Source organism: Streptomyces sp. NPDC002795, from assembly GCF_042888725.1.
Classification (GTDB): domain Bacteria; phylum Actinomycetota; class Actinomycetes; order Streptomycetales; family Streptomycetaceae; genus Streptomyces.
Genome location: NZ_JBIAQB010000002.1, coordinates 208,816 through 225,809, shown reverse-complemented (window position 1 = coordinate 225,809; position 16,994 = coordinate 208,816). Strand labels below are relative to the sequence as shown.

The 16,994-nt window shown below is 71.3% G+C and carries 13 protein-coding genes; 12 read left to right on the top strand and 1 reads right to left on the bottom strand.

Annotated features, from left to right (window positions below; all coding sequences use genetic code 11):
• The first annotated feature begins 36 nt into the window (after positions 1–36).
• The 4 genes from ACFYWS_RS05520 to ACFYWS_RS05505 all read left to right on the top strand — a co-directional run bounded on the left by ACFYWS_RS05520 (position 37) and on the right by ACFYWS_RS05505 (position 4,270).
• On the top strand, positions 37–1,011 hold the full coding sequence (locus tag ACFYWS_RS05520) for an AsnC family transcriptional regulator (protein WP_389269846.1): 975 nt from the start codon (positions 37–39) through the stop codon (positions 1,009–1,011).
• 106 nt (positions 1,012–1,117) lie between these two features.
• A complete protein-coding gene (locus ACFYWS_RS05515; RefSeq protein WP_389269844.1) occupies positions 1,118–2,551 on the top strand; it encodes an amidase in 1,434 nt (477 codons plus the stop codon).
• A 40-nt stretch (positions 2,552–2,591) separates the two neighbouring features.
• A complete protein-coding gene (locus ACFYWS_RS05510) occupies positions 2,592–2,813 on the top strand; it encodes a hypothetical protein (protein ID WP_389269842.1) in 222 nt (73 codons plus the stop codon).
• Entirely contained in the window at positions 2,810–4,270 is a 1,461-nt protein-coding gene (locus ACFYWS_RS05505; protein WP_389269840.1) for a sodium:solute symporter, read from the top strand. The genes ACFYWS_RS05510 and ACFYWS_RS05505 overlap by 4 nt, the downstream gene beginning before the upstream one ends.
• On the opposite strand, the gene ACFYWS_RS05500 is transcribed toward ACFYWS_RS05505, so the two are convergent.
• Positions 4,207–6,837, bottom strand: a complete 2,631-nt coding sequence (locus ACFYWS_RS05500) for a discoidin domain-containing protein (protein ID WP_389269838.1) — start codon at positions 6,835–6,837, stop codon at positions 4,207–4,209. The genes ACFYWS_RS05505 and ACFYWS_RS05500 overlap by 64 nt on opposite strands.
• A gap of 200 nt (positions 6,838–7,037) precedes the next feature.
• On the opposite strand from ACFYWS_RS05500, the gene ACFYWS_RS05495 reads away from it, so the two are divergent.
• From ACFYWS_RS05495 to argG, 8 genes are all read left to right on the top strand, one after another.
• On the top strand, positions 7,038–8,153 hold the full coding sequence (locus tag ACFYWS_RS05495; protein WP_389269836.1) for a threonine synthase: 1,116 nt from the start codon (positions 7,038–7,040) through the stop codon (positions 8,151–8,153).
• A 182-nt stretch (positions 8,154–8,335) separates the two neighbouring features.
• Positions 8,336–9,088: a GntR family transcriptional regulator gene (locus ACFYWS_RS05490; protein ID WP_389269834.1), complete on the top strand. Its 753-nt coding sequence runs from the start codon at positions 8,336–8,338 to the stop codon at positions 9,086–9,088.
• A 179-nt stretch (positions 9,089–9,267) separates the two neighbouring features.
• Positions 9,268–10,986, top strand: a complete 1,719-nt coding sequence (locus ACFYWS_RS05485; protein WP_389269832.1) for a purine-cytosine permease family protein — start codon at positions 9,268–9,270, stop codon at positions 10,984–10,986.
• A gap of 225 nt (positions 10,987–11,211) precedes the next feature.
• Complete coding sequence (locus ACFYWS_RS05480) at positions 11,212–11,406, top strand: SPOR domain-containing protein (RefSeq protein WP_389269830.1); 195 nt, start codon at positions 11,212–11,214, stop codon at positions 11,404–11,406.
• 21 nt (positions 11,407–11,427) lie between these two features.
• Complete coding sequence (locus ACFYWS_RS05475; protein WP_389269828.1) at positions 11,428–11,835, top strand: (deoxy)nucleoside triphosphate pyrophosphohydrolase; 408 nt, start codon at positions 11,428–11,430, stop codon at positions 11,833–11,835.
• Positions 11,836–11,990: 155 nt separating this feature from the next.
• Positions 11,991–12,416, top strand: a complete 426-nt coding sequence (locus tag ACFYWS_RS05470; protein WP_389269826.1) for an ATP-binding protein — start codon at positions 11,991–11,993, stop codon at positions 12,414–12,416.
• A gap of 230 nt (positions 12,417–12,646) precedes the next feature.
• Positions 12,647–15,391 carry a SpoIIE family protein phosphatase gene (locus ACFYWS_RS05465; RefSeq protein ID WP_389269824.1) on the top strand — a complete coding sequence of 915 codons (2,745 nt, stop codon included), beginning with the start codon at positions 12,647–12,649 and terminating at the stop codon, positions 15,389–15,391.
• A gap of 102 nt (positions 15,392–15,493) precedes the next feature.
• Positions 15,494–16,915: an argininosuccinate synthase gene (gene argG / locus ACFYWS_RS05460; protein WP_389269822.1), complete on the top strand. Its 1,422-nt coding sequence runs from the start codon at positions 15,494–15,496 to the stop codon at positions 16,913–16,915.
• Positions 16,916–16,994: the final 79 nt, after the last annotated feature.

Genomic DNA, 16,994 nt, shown 5'->3' with positions numbered 1-16,994 from the left:
TCAGATGCGTTGCCGCGGGCGGACTAGGGTCGTGCCGTGACCAGCGAGCCGAAACCCTCCGCCCCCCTCGACGAGATCGACCGCCGCATCGTCGCCGCCCTCCAGGTCGACGGGCGGGCCTCCTGGCGGCGGATCGCCGATGTGCTGGGGGAGCCGGAGCGAAAGGTGGCGCGGCGCGGGCACCGGCTCGTCGAGAGCGGGGACGTCGCGGTGCGCGGGCTCGTCATGCGCGGCGAGACCGTGATCCTGCGGATGAACTGCCGGCCGGGATCCGTACGGGACGCGGCCCTCGCCACGGCCCGGCGGCCCGACGCCGTCTTCTCGTACGTGCTCGCGGGTGTCGCCGACTGCGTGGCCGAACTTCAGTGCCCACCAGGGCAGTTGGGCCGTTTGATGCTCGACGAGGTGCCTGCCCTCCCGGGGCTCGTACAGCAGCAGGTCTCGCCCGTGCTTCGCTATTTCCGCACCGTGCACGAGTGGTCGCCCGGCATCCTCGACGACGCCGAGGTCGAGGCCCTCGGGGGCGGCGGGCAGCGGGACGACAGGGTGGGCCTCGCGGCCGTCGAGCTCGCGCCCGACGAGGAGGCCATCCTGCGCGCACTCGCCGCGGACGGGCGGTGCACCAATGACGAGCTCGCCGCCGTCGCAGGCGTCTCGGTCGCCACGGCCAGGCGCCGCGTCGACGCGCTGAGCCGCGCCGGGCTCGTCAGCATCCGCGCGGTCGTGGAGCCCGCGCTGCTCGGCCTGCCCGTCCAGGCGCTGCTGTGGATCAGGACCCGGCCGGGCGAGGTCGAGGAGGTGGGGCGGCTGCTCGTCGAGTCGCCGCTGGTGCGGTACGCGGCCGTGGTCATGGGGGAGCACCAGCTGCTCGTCGACGTGACCCAGCCGTCGAAGGAGGCGCTGCACGCCTTCCTGACGCAGGCGCCGTGGGTGCGCAGGGCCGAGTCCGTGCAGTCCCATCTCGTGGTCGAGGCGTGGAAGCGCAGTGGCGTGACCGTAAATGCCAACTAGGTGAATCTAGCGTCTTAAAAGTTCATGGAGTACGAGCCATTGACTTAAAAGGTCAGGCCGCCGCAGTGTGAGGGCGCACACAGTCGCCTCCTGCCCGAGGACGGTCATGCCCGTACACCCCACCGATTCCGACACCCTCTGTGGGCTCGACGCCGTCGAGCTCGCAGGACTGATCCGCCGCCGCGAACTGTCGGCGCGCGAGGTCGTCTCCGCCCACCTCGACCGCATCGAGCGCGTGAACCCCGCGCTCAACGCCATCGTCACGCTCGACGCGGAAGGCGCCCTTGCGGCCGCCGGGCAGGCGGACGAACTAGCGGTGTCAGGAGCCGAGTTGGGGCCGCTGCACGGGCTGCCCATCGCCTTCAAGGACACCCACCCCACCCGAGGCATGCGCACCACGCACGGCTCGCCGCTCTTCGCCGACCACGTGCCCGACGAGGACGAACTCCTCGTCGAGCGCATCCAGGGGGCCGGCGCCATCCGCATCGGCAAGACCAACGTCCCCGAGTTCGCGGCCGGTTCGCACACCTTCAACCCCGTCTTCGGCGCGACGCGGAACCCGTACGACCCGACGCGCTCGGCCGGAGGCAGCAGTGGCGGCGCCGCCGCCGCGCTCGCCGCCCGGCTCACCCCGATCGCCGACGGCAGCGACATGGGCGGCTCACTGCGCAACCCCGCCTCGTTCTGCAACGTCGTCGGCCTGCGCCCCACGCCGGGACGCGTGCCCTCGCTGCCCACGAACGACCTGTGGGAGACGCTCGGTGTCGCCGGGCCGATGGGGCGCACCGTCGCCGACGTCGCGCTGCTCCTGTCGGCCATGGCGGGCCCGGACCCACGCTGGCCGCAGTCCCTGGAGACCCCCGGTTCCGTGTTCCGCGGCCCGCTGGAGCGCGACCTCAAGGGGCTGCGCGTCGCATACGCCCCCGACCTCGGCGGCCGCGTCCCCGTCGACCCCGAGGTCCGCGAGCTCGTTGCCCAGCAGGTCAAGGTGTTCGAGGCGGCGGGCGCGCACGTCGTCGAGGACTGCCCCGACCTGGACGGCGCCGACGACGTCTTCCGCACGCTGCGGGCGCAGGCCTTCCGCACCGGGCTCGGCCCGCTCCTGGAGACCTCCCGCGAGCAGCTCAAGCCCAGCCTGGTCCAGAACATCGAGGCGGGCCTCGGGCTCACCTCCGCGGACCTGGCGCGCGCCCGCGTCGAGCACAGCCGTATCCACCTCGCGGCCACCGGGTTCTTCGAGCGCTACGACGTGCTGATCGCCCCGGTCAGCCAGGTCCTGCCGTTCGACGTCGACATGGAGTACCCGACCGTCATCGACGGTCGGCCGCAGCACGACTACCTCGACTGGATGCGCTCCGCGTACCTGCTCACCGTCCTGGGCGCACCCGCCCTCTCCGTCCCCGCCGGCTTTACCGACGCCGGGCTCCCCGTCGGCCTGCAGATCGTGGGCCCGCCGCGCGCCGAACGCGCCGTCCTCGAAATCGGCGCCGCCTACGAGGCGGCCACCGGACACGGCCGCCGCGCCCCCAGCCTTCCGTAGGTCCTCGCCCGCGCCCGAACTCTCCCTCGCTGGAGCCCCGATGAGATCTCCGCACGTGTTGTGGGCCGCCGTGCCCGTTCTGGCCTTTCTCAGCACTCCGTTCCTGCCGTTCGTCAACGGGCCCCACCTGTGGTTCGGCATTCCGTCCGTCCTGGCCTGGTGCCTGCTCTGGACGGTGGGCACCACGGTGGCTCTCGCCGTCGTCGACCGGCTGGTGTTCGCCGGGCAGTCCGAGGAGGAGGACGAGGTGGCGGCCGTATGAACAGCACCATGGTCATCACGGTCCTCGGCATCGTCGCCATCGCGGTGGTCGGCGTCTCCGGCCGCCGCGCGCCCAGCAAGGAGCTGGGCGAGTGGACGGTCGCCAAGCGCGGCTTCTCCACCTTCACCACCTGGTTCCTCCAAGCGGGGGAGGCCTTCACCACCTTCAGCTTCCTCGGCCTCGCCGGCATCGCCTTCGGCGGCGGCGTCGCCGCGTCCTTCGCGGTCTGCTACCTCGCCATCAACTTCATCCTTCAGTACTTCACCGCTCCCCGGATGCGCCAACTCGGCCAGCGAGGCGGGTACTTGACGCAGGCCGACTTCTTCGTCGACCGCTACCGCAGCCCGCTGCTCGGCAAGGTCGTCGCCGTCGTCGGCGCCGTGTTCCTGCTGCCGTACCTGCAACTCCAGATCACCGGGCTCGGCATGATCGTGCAGCTCGCCACCGGCAGCCGCACCGGCGGCAATCTGAGCATGGTCCTCGCCACCGTCCTCACCGTCGTCTTCGTCCTGTGGTCGGGCATCCGCGGCATCGCGCGCGTCGCCTACCTCAAGGACGCGCTGATGATCGTCGGTCTCGTGGTGCTGGTCGCGGGCGTCGCCCTGTCGGTCAACGGCGGCATCGGCGGCCTCTTCGACACCATCCGCGACAGCCACTCGCAGCTGCTCACCCTCGACCAGGAGGGCTACGACGGCACGTTCTTCGTCACCGCCGTCATCATCTCCGGCATCGGCGGCGGCCTCGGCACCATGGCCCACCTGTGGCCGCCGGTGCTCGCCGCCCGCAGCGGCCGCGTACTGCGCTCCAACGCGATCTGGCTGCCCCTCTACCAGCTCGCCCTCGGCATCCCGATCATCATCGGCTTCGCCGGGGTCCTGCTCGCGAAGAAGGGCACCGAGCCCAACGGCGTCGCCCTCACCCTCGCGGGACAGACCCTGCCGGGCTGGCTCGTCGGCATCGTGGCGGTCGCCGCGGCCTCCGCCGCGATGGTGCCGTCCGCGGCCATCGTCGTCGGCATCTCCAGCCTGCTCTCGCGCAACCTGCTGAGCGTCCGCAACGAACGCACCCAGCTGCGCACCAACCACCTGTGCGTGGTGGCCGCGGCGGGCCTCGCGCTCGTCCTCGGCCTCACCCGCCCCGGTCTCCTCTCCGACCTGCTGCTGCTCACGTACGGCGGCCTGACGCAGCTCGCCCCGGCGATCGTGATGGGCCTCGCGAAGAAGGTGAAGCTGGGCGCCGTGCCCGCGCTCATCGGCATCCTGACCGGCGTCGCGGTGCTCGCCTGGCTGACGTTCGGCTCCGTCGACGTCGGCACCGTGGACACCGGCCTGATCGCGCTGGCCGTCAACCTCGTCGTCACGACCGGTGCCCAACTCGTCGTACGGTCCCGGGGTCAGGACACCGTCAACTCACCGACGGACTCGGCCGATTCACCGGTCTCGGTGAGCCGCACGTAACGCGCGCCCGTCCCGTCCCCTGTCTCGAACGGCGTCCACCGCCTGCCGTCCACCGAGGTCTCCAGCCGGTACGCCTTCGTCCCGGCCACCTCCACCCGGTCCACCGGGCGCACGCCGCCGAGATCCACGGTGAGCGAGGCGCCCGCTGCGGCCGGGTGCCAGGTCGTGGCGGGGTTGCCGTCGACGGCCGCGCCCGCGTACTGGCCCGGGTCCTCCGACGTGGCCTTCGCGGACTTGCAGCGGGCGAGGTCGGTGGTCGGGGTGAGGTCGGGGCGGCGGGTCGGGAGGGTGAGCCCGGCACCGGTCACGGTGTGCCGCCCGCTCGGCGTCTCGACGGTGAAGGGCGCGCCGGAGGTCAGTCGCACCGTGGTGTTCTCCGGCCCGATCCCGACGTCGTACGACCGCCCCCGCCACTGAAGACCCTTGACCTTCACGCCTGTTGAGAGCTGCGGCGGCAGCATCGGATCGAGCCGAACGGTATCGCCGTCGGTGAGCCGCATCCCGGTCAGTCCATGGGTGAACACCTGAAGGAAGCCGCCCTTCCCGGTCAGGAAGTCCTGCGCGGGTGTGCCCGCGAGCGCGTCCCCCGCCCCCGCCTTCTCGCCCCGCGACTCCGAGAACGTACCGAACGGGCCCCGGAAGAACGGCCGCGAGGCCCGCTCCAGGAAGGTGTACGTCGAGCAGCCCGGCTCACCGATCCGCGCGGCGGCGACCGCGTGCACCGAGTCGGTCATCGCGGGCCCGTCGCGGTCGGTGTGGGCCGCGTAGTAGTCGAGGGTCGCGGCGGCGGCGCCCTGCGGCATCGGCTTCCAGTCCAGCGGATACAGCAGCAGCACGGCGTCCGCCTGCTTGATGTCGGCACCCTTGTCGATGTCGTAACCGGCGTACTGGAGAAAGACCTTGCGCTTGCTGTCGTACGGGATGCGGAGCCGGTCGGCGATCCGCTTCCAGTCGGCCGGGGCCCGCTCACCGACCAGCGCGGCGGCCTTCGCGGCGTTCCGCAGCGAGGTCGCGGCGACGGCGTTCGTGTAGACACCGTCGTCGACGCCGTTGCTGTACTCGTCGGGCCCGGCGACGTCCTTGATGGAGTACGTCCCGTCCTTCTCGTTCGGGGTCACACGCGAACTCCAGTACGGGGCAAGCCCCTTGAGCAGCGGCCAGCCGCGCTCGCGCAGCCAGGCGCGGTCGCCGGTCGCCTGGTAGTACTGCCAGGCCGCGAGCGCGATGTCGCCCTGGAGGTGGTTCTGGGTGACGCAGTGCGGCGGGTTCCAGCTCTGGCACTCCTTCCACAGCGAACCCGAACTCGCGCTGGTCCAGGGGTACATGAACCCCTTCTGTGAGGTCATGAGCGCGTTGTCGGCGGCGGCGCCGCGCGTCCGGTACCGGTATTCGAGCACCGGCTTCGCCAGCTCGGGACGGGTGGCGAGCAGCGACGGATACATCCACGTCTCGGCGTCCCAGAAGACCATGCCCGCGTAGTTGTCGCTGCTCAGACCGGTCGGCCCGATGCTGTTGCGGGCGCCGGGACGCAGCGAGGACAGCAGCCCGTACTGCGCGGCGCGCAACCGCGACTGGAGCTCGGGACGGCCCGGAGTCTCGACATCGGCGGTCCACAGCTCCCGCCAGGCGGCATTGTGTCGCAGGACGAGCGCGTCCCAGCCGGCGGCCGCGGCCCGCTTCGACGCCCGCAGGGCGTCGGCCCGCGGATTCTTCGACGTGAGCGCGGTGTCCACACCCACGTACTTCGTGACGTCGTACGTGCCGCCGTCCACGGCGCGGAAGTCAGCGGACTGGCTGGTACCCAGGGCGTCCTTCGCGGGGCGGGCGGTGTGGGTGCGGCCGGGGGAGCGGAGGGTGGAGGCGACGGTCCCTGCGGTCCCGGACCCTTCCGTGCGGAAGCCGACGGCGGCCGTGCGCTTTCCGGCCGGGCCGCTGCCGGTGCCGGTGATCCGGCGGGCACCGCGCTTGTCGATACGGTCGGTCACCGTGACATCCCCCGACCAGCGCGGTCTCACCCTCAACCGCACCGCGCCGACATGCGGATCGGCCCGGTCGGCCAGCACTTCGTAGGTCAGATCGGTGCGCTTGCCGTCCTTGTGCACCCACGTGACCTCGGTACGGACGACGCCGCAGCGCATGTCGAGCGTCTGCCGGTAGCCCGTGGTGCGACTGCCGGGCCCGTACGTCTCACCGCGCGCCCGCACGTCGAGAGCGGTCCAGGTGGGCAGCGCGGCGACGGCCTCGCGGTGGGCGGTGTTCTCGGGCCCACGCCCATAGAGCCCGGAGACGAACGCGCCGTCGTACGGGGGCGTGTAGAGCGGCCACCCGGTCTTGGCGCCGTCCCCACCGGTCCTCGCGTATCCGGCCCCGACCGGCGGAACACGCACACCGAGATACCCGTTGCCCGCGTACGCGTGGTACGGACTCTCGGCATCGGCGGCCCGGGTCCCCAGCGCCCACCCGGCCCCACCACAGCCGGATTCGGCTGCCGGTGCGGCGTGTGCGGGAGGAGCAAGGGTGGCACCAATGGTGAGGCTGGCGATGGCGACGAGGCGTGCTGTCTTCATGAGAAGAGAGTGATCCGAACACGACTGCCGACCGCGGACGCGCGCCGGGGAAATTCAAGCCCCGCCGGCGATTGAGGCGCGGGGTCCGGGGCAGAGCCCCGATCTTTCAAGCCCCTGCGGCGATTGAGCAGCGGGGTCCGGGGCAGAGCCCCGCGGCCGCAACACCGTTCCGGCGCAACACGGCGGCTTAACCTCACCGCATGAGCCTCACCACCTACTGCCCCGCCGACGGCACCCGCATCCCCTCCGGCTCCCTCACCTGGCGCTGCCCCTCCTGCCACGGCCCCCTCGACCTCGACTACTCACCCACCCCGAGCCCCCTCAAGTCCCTCACAGGCCGCACCAGTTCGATGTGGCGCTACGCGGAATGCCTCCCCCTCCCACGACCGGACTGCACCCTCGGCGAAGGGCGGACGCCCCTCGTGCCGCTCACCGCCGACGTGGACGCCAAGCTGGACTTCCTCAACCCCACCCTCTCCTTCAAGGACCGCGGCGCGGTGATGCTCGCCGCGCTGGCCACCCGCCTCGGCCCCGAGCGCGTCATCGCCGACAGCAGCGGCAACGCCGGAACCGCCATCGCCGCCTACTGCGCCCGCGCCCGCCTCGCCTGCACCGTCTACGTCCCCGAGGCCACGTCCGCCAAGAAGCTGGAGCAGATCCGGGCCCACGGCGCGCGCCTCGAAGTGGTCCCCGGCGACCGCGAGGCCACGGCCCGCGCGGCCCGCGCCGCCGCCGACGAGGACGGGGTGTTCTACGCCAGCCACGTCTACAACCCGTACTTCCTGCACGGCACCAAGACGTACGTCCACGAACTGTGGGAGGACATGGGGGGCCGCCTCCCCGGGGTCCTGGTCCTCCCTGTCGGCAACGGAACGCTGCTGCTCGGCGCGGCCCTCGCCGTCGCCGAACTGCACCACGCCGGCCTGATCGACCGCCGCCCCGCCCTGCACGCCGTGCAGTCGGCGGCGGTCGCCCCACTGGCGCGCGCGTGGCAGGCCGGATCGGTCGAGATCGTGGTCGACGAGGCCCCGGCCCCCACCGCGGCCGAGGGCATCGCCATCCCGAACCCGCCGCGTGCCCGCCAGATCCTGCGCGCCGTCCGCGAATCCGGCGGCGCCTTCCACACGGTGACGGAGGACCAGATCCGGCACGCCCAACTCGACCTCGCCTCCCGCGGCCTCTACGTGGAGTCGACGGGCGCGGTGTGCTGGGCCGCGACCCGCGAGGGCGGCGCTCTCGGCGGCCGGAGCGCCGTGGTCCCGCTGTGCGGCGCGGGGCTGAAAACGGGCCTCGTGGCCGACCCCGGAAACGTATGAATGCTCGAACCACGGCCCGATGTGTGAATGCCGCACTACCTGGGCAAAGTCGCTGCGTAAAGGCCCCTGAGGTCGGAACTCATCACATCGAGTGATTCTTTGGCCTTTGCTTGCACGCCTCAACCCACGGTTGCCACGCTGTTGCTGTCTGTCAATCCGATGGGGATCCGAGGGGACGAAAAGTGACATTCGGTGAGCAGCCGGCGTATCTCCGCGTTGCGGGTGACCTCCGCAAGAAGATCGTCAGCGGATCGCTGCCGCCGCACACCCGCCTCCCCTCACAGGCCAAGATCCGTGAGGAGTACGGGGTTTCGGACACGGTGGCGCTGGAGGCCCGCAAGGTCCTGATGGCGGAGGGGCTCGTCGAGGGCCGCTCGGGCTCGGGGACCTATGTGCGCGAGCTGCCCGTGCCGCGCCGCGTCTCCCGCTCCGGCTACCGGCCGGACAGCGGTTCCACGCCGTTCCGGCAGGAGCAGGCCGACCCGGAGGCGCGGGGGACCTGGGAGTCGCGCAGCGAGCAGATCGAGGCGGTCACCACGGTCGCGGAGCGGCTCGCTCTCCGCGCGGGCGACCGGGTGATGCGCACCAAGTACGTGTACCGGGACGCAGGCGAGGCGATGATGCTCGCGACCTCCTGGGAGCCCCTCGCGGTGACGGGGCGTACGCCCGTGATGCTCCCGGAGGAGGGCCCGCTCGGCGGCTGCGGGGTGGCCGAGCGCATGGCCGCGATCGACGTGATTGTGGACAACGTGACGGAGGAAGTCGCCGCCCGCCCCGGCCTCGCCGAGGAGCTGAGCGCGCTCGGCGGCGTGCCGGGGCATGTCGTGATCGTCATCCACCGGACCTTCTTCGCCTCCGGCCGACCGGTGGAGACGGCCGACGTCGTCGTCCCCGCGGACCGCTACCGCATCGCGTACCACCTGCCGGTGAGATAGCCCCCGCAGCGCCCGATGTCCGGCGCGCCCCGTCCGGGCCGTGTGATCCCGAGTTAACCGTGCCCCAACTCCCGTAACAGGCAGGCAATCGAGCGCTGCCGCAGATTGTCATGTACGGCTCCTAACTTCCCTCTCCGTACGCAGTTGGTATACCGCCGACGGAGGAACGGGTAGCCGCCATGACCGAGACCGCCGTACCCCACGCAGACCCGGCGTCCGGGTCGCCCGCAGGAGGGCCCGACGGGCGGGCCCCGAAGCGCAGTTACGCCAAGCTGGCCGCCGACGAGTCCCGCGAGGACTACTCGCTGCGCTACGCCCCGCACTCCTACCGGCGCTGGTCGCCGACCATGGTCGCCTCCACCGCACTCGGCGGCATCGCCTACCTCGCGGACTTCGCGATCGGCGCGTCCATCGTCTTCACCTACGGATTCACCAGCGGACTCGCCTCGATCCTGTGCGCGGCGACGATCATCTTCACCACCGGCATCCCGATCGCCCGGGCCTGCGCCAAGTACGGCCTGGACATGGATCTGATCACCCGGGGCGCCGGCTTCGGCTACTTCGGCTCGACGCTCACGTCCCTCATCTACGCCTCGTTCACCTTCATCTTCTTCGCGCTCGAAGGCTCGATCATGGCGCAGGCGATGCACGAGGTCTTCGGACTGCCGCTGCCCATCGGGTACTTGGTGACCACGCTGATCGTGATCCCGATCGTGTTCCGCGGGATGGGCGCGCTCGCCAAGGTGCAGGCGTGGACGCAGCCGGTCTGGCTGATCGGTCTCGTCCTGCCCTTCGTGATCCTGCTCTTCCACTCGCCGGGTTCCTTCGGTGACTTCACGAGCTTCGGCGGGACCGAGGGCGCGGGCAGCGGCTTCTCCTGGATCGGCTTCGGGCTCGGCACCGGTGTCGCGCTCTCGCTCATCGCCCAGATCGGCGAGCAGGCCGACTATCTCCGCTTCATGCCGGCCAAGACGGAAGCGAACAAGAAGCGGTGGAATCTGGCCGTTCTCGCGGCAGGCCCCGGCTGGGTGGTCATCGGCGCCGCCAAGCAGCTCGGCGGCGCGCTCCTCGCCTTCGTGGCCCTGGAGGCCGTCGGCAAGACGCACGCCCTCGAACCCATCGCGCCGCAGGTCGAGGCGCTCAAGCCCTGGCTCGGCTCGGTCGCGCTGCCCGTCGCCGCGCTCTTCGTGGTGGTCTCACAGATCAAGATCAACGTCACCAACGCGTACAGCGGTTCGCTGTCCTGGTCGAACTTCTTCTCCCGCGTGACGCACCGGCACCCCGGCCGCGTCTGGTACATCTTCCTCAACCTCGCCATCGCGCTGACGCTGATGGAACTGAACATGTTCGCGGCCCTGAACAAGCTGCTCGGCTTCTACTCGAACGTCGGCATCGCCTGGATCGTCGCCGTCGCCGCCGACCTCGTCATCAACAAGCGGGCGGGCTGGAGTCCCCGGTACATCGAGTTCAAGCGGGCGTACCTGTACGCGGTGAACCCGGCCGGATTCGGCGCGATGGTGATCGCCTCGGTCGTCTCGATCCTGGCGTTCTTCGGGCTCTTCGGCGAGTACGCCCAGGCCTTCTCCACCTTCATCGCCGCAGGTCTCGCGCTGATCCTGTGCCCGCTCATCGCGTGGGCCACGAAGGGCAGGTACTACCTGGCGCGGCCGAACCCCGTGAATGGCCCGGACGTCCCGGTCGAGGACATCACCGCGACCCACACCTGCACCGTCTGCGAGACCGCCTACGAACTCCCGGACATCGCCGACTGCCCGGCCCACTCCGGCCCGATCTGCTCGCTCTGCTGTTCCCTCGACGCCGGCTGCGGCGACGTCTGCACCAAGCGGCCGAGCGGCGAACCGGTACTGATGCCGATGCCGGAGGTGCGTACGCACTGAGGCACTGTCGGCGACGGAGGGGGCGCACCCGCGGGGTGCGCCCCCTCCGTCCGTCGTACGCGTGTCCGGTCAGTGGCTTGTTGCGTATCTCTTTGTGCCAATCCGTATCCGGTGCGTAAAGGTCAGGCGTAGGCTCGGGCATATGCGGGGTGCGGTTTCCTAGGGGTTGGGAGGCAGGGCGCGATGCGAGTCGAGGCCGGGGCGGCCAGGGAGGGGCGGGGCGCGATGAACGACAGCACGACCACACTTCCGTGGCTGGTCATCCGCGAGGACGACAACGGGAACCGCTACCGGGTGGGCCGTTACGCCACGAAGGCCGAGGCCCAGCGCATGGCCGACAGCCTCGACGACCGCAGGGGCCACGAGCCGACGTACTGGGTGGAGCGCCTGGGGCAGGGGCGGAACGGCACGGCGCTCTGACGGAGCCATAGGCTCCGGCGTATGCCCCCCGAGTCACCAGCACCGACCGTCGTGGTCGCCGCGGCCCTGTACGACACCGATGAGCGGCTGCTCGCCGCGCGGCGCAGCGCGCCCCCTGAACTCGCCGGCCGCTGGGAGCTGCCCGGCGGCAAGGTCGAACCGGGCGAGACGCCGGAGCGTGCGCTCGTCCGCGAGCTGCGCGAGGAACTCGGCATCGAGGCCGAACCGCTCGCCCGGGTGCCGGGAGAATGGCCCCTGAAGGCGGGATACGTACTGCGGGTCTGGCGCTGTCATCTGCGCTCCGGCACCCCGCGCCCCCTCCAGGACCACGACGAGCTGCGCTGGCTGACGGCGGCCGAGGCGTGGTCCGTGGACTGGCTCGACCAGGACGTCCCCGCGGTGAAAGAGGTCCTGCGGGACCGCCTCTGACGGGGGCTCGCGGCCATTTCCCAGGCACCTCCCGCGCGCCTCGCCTACGCCGTCCGTACCACCGCGCCCCCTACTTCGCGATAGCGCGCCACTCCGTCCGGGTATATCCCAATTAACCCTATGAAACCGGACAGGGTCCTTCGCGGGCCAGGGAAGTGATCCGCGTGCTCCACACTGAAGGCGACTGCGTCGAGTGGGCCTTTCCCGCCGACCCGTCGGCCGTCCGCAGGGCGCGCTCCGAGGTGCGTACACAACTCGTCGCATGGGGGCTCGAAGAGCTCGCCGACATCGCCGCGCTGCTGGTCAGTGAACTGGTGACCAATTCCCTGCGGTACGCGTCCGGCCCCATCGGCGTACGGCTCGCCTGCCTGCCCGAAACCTCCGGCGTCCTCCTGGTGGAGGTCTCCGACCCGCTGCCCGACCCGCCCTGCGCCCGCACCGCGGCCCCCGACGAGGAGGGCGGGCGCGGGCTGCAACTGGTGACGGACGTGTCGCGGCGCTGGGGCACGCGGACCGGCGGGGAGCGATCGGGCGGCAAGACCGGGAAAACGGTGTGGTTCGAGCTGGCGCTGCCGGGTTAGGAGACGCCCGAGTGGGACAGACGCGGGTGTGAGGGAGCGCGTGTGAGATGTCGTGTGTGGGCGCACCCGCACCCTGGGTACGCAAACAGTCGGTCCCGACGGGCCAAAAAGCGTCGGGACCATGGTATGATCGTGAACACCGTGTTGCGCGGCTCCGTAGTGCTGGATACTGCGTGCAGCCGCCTCGGTGACCGGTGCCGGAACGCGGTGAGCTGGAGGGGACGGTTCGCGTGAGCGAGATACCAGCGAAGGGCAGGGCGTCCGAGGACTCCTCGGGCGCGGCCTCGGCGCCGCGCGCGGAGCGGGTGCCGCTGGGCGGTGACGCTCCTGATGCCGCGGGCACGGAGCGTGCGGAACCGATCCCGGAACCGGAACCGGACGCTTCCCCGGCTCTCCCCGAGGAGTCCCTCGGCCGCACCGACCTCTGGCAGGCGAGCCCACCGGGTTCGATCTACGACTACATCAAGGTCGCCTCCTTCTCGATCGGCTCCGACGGCGCGATCGAGCAGTGGAGCCGGCGGGCCGCCGAGCTCTTCGGGGTCCCGTCCCAGGAGGCCGTGGGCAAGGACCCCATCGAGGCCTTCGTCCCCGCGGACCTGCGTGAGCGCGGCCACCGCAAGATGGCGGAGATCCTGGACGGACAGGAGTGGACGGGCGTCGTCCCGTTCCGCGTACCGGCGCCCGACCCCGAAGAGGCGACGGAAGCGGAACCGCGAGCGGAGGCGCCGCTCGTGGCGGGTGCGGGGCCGACCGGGCTCGCCGAGATCTATGTGATGCCGACGACCACCGAGTCCGGCGAGCGCGCCGCGGTGTGCATCGTCGTCGACGTACGGACCCTGCGCCACATGGAGACCGACCTCGCGGCCTCGCAGGCGATTTTCGGCCAATCCCCCTTCGGCTTCCTGCTGTTCGGCACCGACCTCAAGGTCCAGCGCACCAACCGCACCCTCACCTCGGTCTTCGGCGGACACGTCGACGACCACCGGGGCCGCACCGTCCACGACTATCTGCCGCGGCACGAGGCCGACCGGGTACAGGGCGCGCTGCGCCGGGTCCTGGAGACGGGCGACGCGGTCACCGACATGCAACTGGTCGGCCCCGCCCCGGAGTCCACCGAGCGGCGGCACTGGTCCATCAACCTCTACCGTGTGCACAGCGGTTCGGGCCGCCCCATCGGCGTCGCGGGCCTCGCCACCGACGTCACCCGCAGGCACGCCGCCGCCCGCGAGGCCGCGCACGCCCGCCGCAACCTGGCGCTCCTGAACGAGGCGGGCTCCCGGATCGGCAACTCGCTCGACCTGGAGACGACCGCCCGCGAACTCCTCGACGTCGTCGTCCCCGGCTTCTGCGACCTCGCCTCCGTCGACCTGTACCAGGGGCTGCTCGCGGGCGACGAGGCCCCGCCGGGCCTCGCCGACGGCAGCGCCGAACTGCGCAGGGTGGCCGCCGCGAGCGCCGTCGCCGACATGCCGTTCCTCGACCTCGGCGGGGAGGCCCCCGTCAACGTGGGGGCGGTGCACCGCTTCGCGTTCAACTCACCCTGCGCGCACGCCCTGCGCACCGCGCGGCCGCAGACGCTGCCCACCGAGCAGCGCGGCCTCGTGCAGTCCACGCTCGCCGTGCCGATGGTCGCGCACGACACGGTCGTCGGGCTCGTGCAGTTCTCCCGTACGAAGGGCAGCGAGCCCTTCAACGAACGGGACCGGACGCTCGCCATGGAGCTGGCCGCCCGCGCCGCGGTCTGTATCGACAACGCGCGCCTCTACCGCCGCGAGCACGAGCGCGCCCTGATCCTGCAGCGCTCCCTGCTGCCGCCGGACGACCCGGAGGCCGCCGGGCTCGACATCGCCTGCCGCTACCGGCCCGGCAACGCCGCCACCGAGGTCGGCGGCGACTGGTTCGACGTCATCGAACTCCCGGGACACCGAACAGCGTTGGTCATCGGTGACGTCATGGGGCGCGGCCTGCGCGCCGCCGTCGCCATGGGCGAACTGCGCACCGCCGTACGTACGTTGTCCCTGCTGGACCTCGAACCCGCCGAAGTGCTCAGCGCGTTGGACGAGATCGCCCGCGGCCTCGGCACCCCCGGCGGCGCCCAGCAGGGCACCCGCCCCGCCCGCTCCGCGCGCTCCTTCGGCGGCGAGGACCTCTCCGAGGTGTACCTCGCCACCTGTGTCTACGCGGTGTACGACGCGGTCACCCGGCGCTGCACGTTCGCGAACGCGGGCCACCTGCCGCCGGTCCTCGTCGAACCCGGCGAGAGCGCGCTCATGCTCGACGTACCGCCGGGGATGCCGCTCGGCGTCGGCGGCGAGCCGTTCGAGGAGGTGGAGGTGGAGATCCCGGAGGGCGCACTGCTCGCCCTCTACACGGACGGCCTGGTGGAATCCCGCGATCATCCGCTCGACGAGGGCCTTTCCGCCTTCCGCAACGCGCTCGACGATCCCTCCCCGGCCCTTGAGGACGTCTGTGACCACGTCCTGAACACCCTCGACACGCATCACGGTGAGGACGACATCGCGCTCCTCATGGCCCGTGTGGAGGGGCTGCCGAGCGAGAACGTCGGCGACTGGACCCTGCCGCGCGAGCCGAAGTCGGTGGGCAGGGCCCGCGAGCACGCGCGGGCGCAGCTGTCGAGCTGGGGCCTCGAAGCCCTCGTCGACACGTCGGAACTGCTGGTCAGCGAGCTGGTCACCAACGCACTGCGGTACGGCGAGGGCGACATCAGGCTCCGCCTCCTCCTCGACCGCACGCTGGTGTGCGAGGTGTGGGACGCGGGTCTCGTGCAACCGCGCCGGCGCCGGGCGCGGGACACGGACGAGGGTGGCCGGGGGCTTCAGCTCGTCGGGCTGCTGAGCGCGGCGTGGGGCGCGCGCCGGACACCGCGCGGGAAGACGGTCTGGTTCGAGCTGCCGCTGCCGGACGGGGAGACGGGTCTGGCGGATCCGACGGAGGCGCTGCTCAGCCTGTTCTGACCGGGGAGCTGTCCGGCCTTCGGCGCGGTCACCTGTGGTGACGCCGAACACATCACTCCACCCCCCTTTGCATGGTCATGCATCGTCATGCATACTCTTCCTATGTCCAAGGTCCTCACATCCCTCCCGGCCGGCGAGCGCGTCGGCATCGCCTTCTCGGGCGGCCTCGACACGTCGGTCGCCGTCGCGTGGATGCGTGACAAGGGCGCCGTCCCGTGCACGTACACCGCCGACATCGGCCAGTACGACGAGCCCGACATCGACGGCGTGCCCGCCCGCGCGCAGGCGTACGGCGCCGAGATCGCGCGTGCCGTCGACTGCAAGGCCGCCCTCGTCGAGGAGGGTCTTGCCGCGCTGACCTGCGGCGCGTTCCACATCCGCTCGGGCGGTCGCGCGTACTTCAACACGACGCCGCTCGGCCGCGCGGTCACCGGCACGCTCCTGGTGCGGGCGATGCTGGAGGACAACGTCCAGATCTGGGGCGACGGCTCGACGTACAAGGGCAACGACATCGAGCGGTTCTACCGCTACGGTCTGCTCGCCAACCCGAACCTGCGGATCTACAAGCCGTGGCTCGACGCGGACTTCGTGACCGAGCTCGGCGGCCGGCAGGAGATGTCGGAGTGGCTGGTCGAGCACGGCCTGCCCTACCGGGACTCGGCGGAGAAGGCGTACTCCACGGACGCCAACATCTGGGGTGCCACGCACGAGGCCAAGACGCTCGAGCACCTGAGCGTCTCGCTCGAGACGGTCGAGCCGATCATGGGCGTCAAGTTCTGGGACCCGTCGGTGGAGATCCCCACCGAGGACGTCACGATCGGCTTCGAGCAGGGCCGCCCGGTCACGATCAACGGCAAGGAGTTCGCCTCCGCCGTCGACCTGGTGATGGAGGCCAACGCGATCGGCGGCCGTCACGGCCTGGGCATGTCCGACCAGATCGAGAACCGGATCATCGAGGCCAAGAGCCGCGGCATCTACGAGGCGCCGGGCATGGCCCTCCTGTTCGCCGCGTACGAGCGCCTGGTCAACGCGATCCACAACGAGGACACGGTCGCCCAGTACCACTCCGAGGGCCGGCGTCTCGGCCGGCTGATGTACGAGGGCCGCTGGCTCGACCCGCAGGCCCTGATGATCCGCGAGTCGCTCCAGCGCTGGGTCGGCGCCGCGATCACCGGCGAGGTCACCCTGCGGCTGCGGCGCGGCGAGGACTACTCGATCCTCGACACGACGGGCCCGGCGTTCTCGTACCACCCGGACAAGCTCTCCATGGAGCGCACCGAGGACTCGGCGTTCGGCCCGGTCGACCGGATCGGCCAGCTGACCATGCGCAACCTCGACATCGCCGACTCGCGCGGCAAGCTCGAGCAGTACGCGGGCCTTGGTCTCCTCGGCGAGGGCAGCCCGGTCGCCGGCCTCGTCGGCACCATGCCGGAGGGCGGCGCCCAGGCGATCGCCTCCCGCGGCGAGATCTCCGCGGAGGACGAGGCGTTGGACCGCGCGGCGATGGAATCCGGCACGGACTGACTCCGTCGGTTGACCGGTGATGAAGGGGCACCCCGAGCGTGGGGTGCCCCTTCATCGCTCGACGGCGGCACCGTCCGCA

Excerpts from the sequence above, each read along its gene's own strand:
- ACFYWS_RS05500 (WP_389269838.1), bottom strand. The coding sequence starts at position 6,837 with ATGAAGACAGCACGCCTCGTCGCCATCGCCAGCCTCACCATTGGTGCC.
- ACFYWS_RS05480 (WP_389269830.1), top strand. The coding sequence starts at position 11,212 with ATGAACGACAGCACGACCACACTTCCGTGGCTGGTCATCCGCGAGGAC.
- ACFYWS_RS05505 (WP_389269840.1), top strand. The coding sequence starts at position 2,810 with ATGAACAGCACCATGGTCATCACGGTCCTCGGCATCGTCGCCATCGCG.
- ACFYWS_RS05485 (WP_389269832.1), top strand. The coding sequence starts at position 9,268 with ATGACCGAGACCGCCGTACCCCACGCAGACCCGGCGTCCGGGTCGCCC.
- argG (WP_389269822.1), top strand. The coding sequence starts at position 15,494 with ATGTCCAAGGTCCTCACATCCCTCCCGGCCGGCGAGCGCGTCGGCATC.
- ACFYWS_RS05495 (WP_389269836.1), top strand. The coding sequence starts at position 7,038 with ATGAGCCTCACCACCTACTGCCCCGCCGACGGCACCCGCATCCCCTCC.
- ACFYWS_RS05510 (WP_389269842.1), top strand. The coding sequence starts at position 2,592 with ATGAGATCTCCGCACGTGTTGTGGGCCGCCGTGCCCGTTCTGGCCTTT.
- ACFYWS_RS05515 (WP_389269844.1), top strand. The coding sequence starts at position 1,118 with ATGCCCGTACACCCCACCGATTCCGACACCCTCTGTGGGCTCGACGCC.
- ACFYWS_RS05475 (WP_389269828.1), top strand. The coding sequence starts at position 11,428 with ATGCCCCCCGAGTCACCAGCACCGACCGTCGTGGTCGCCGCGGCCCTG.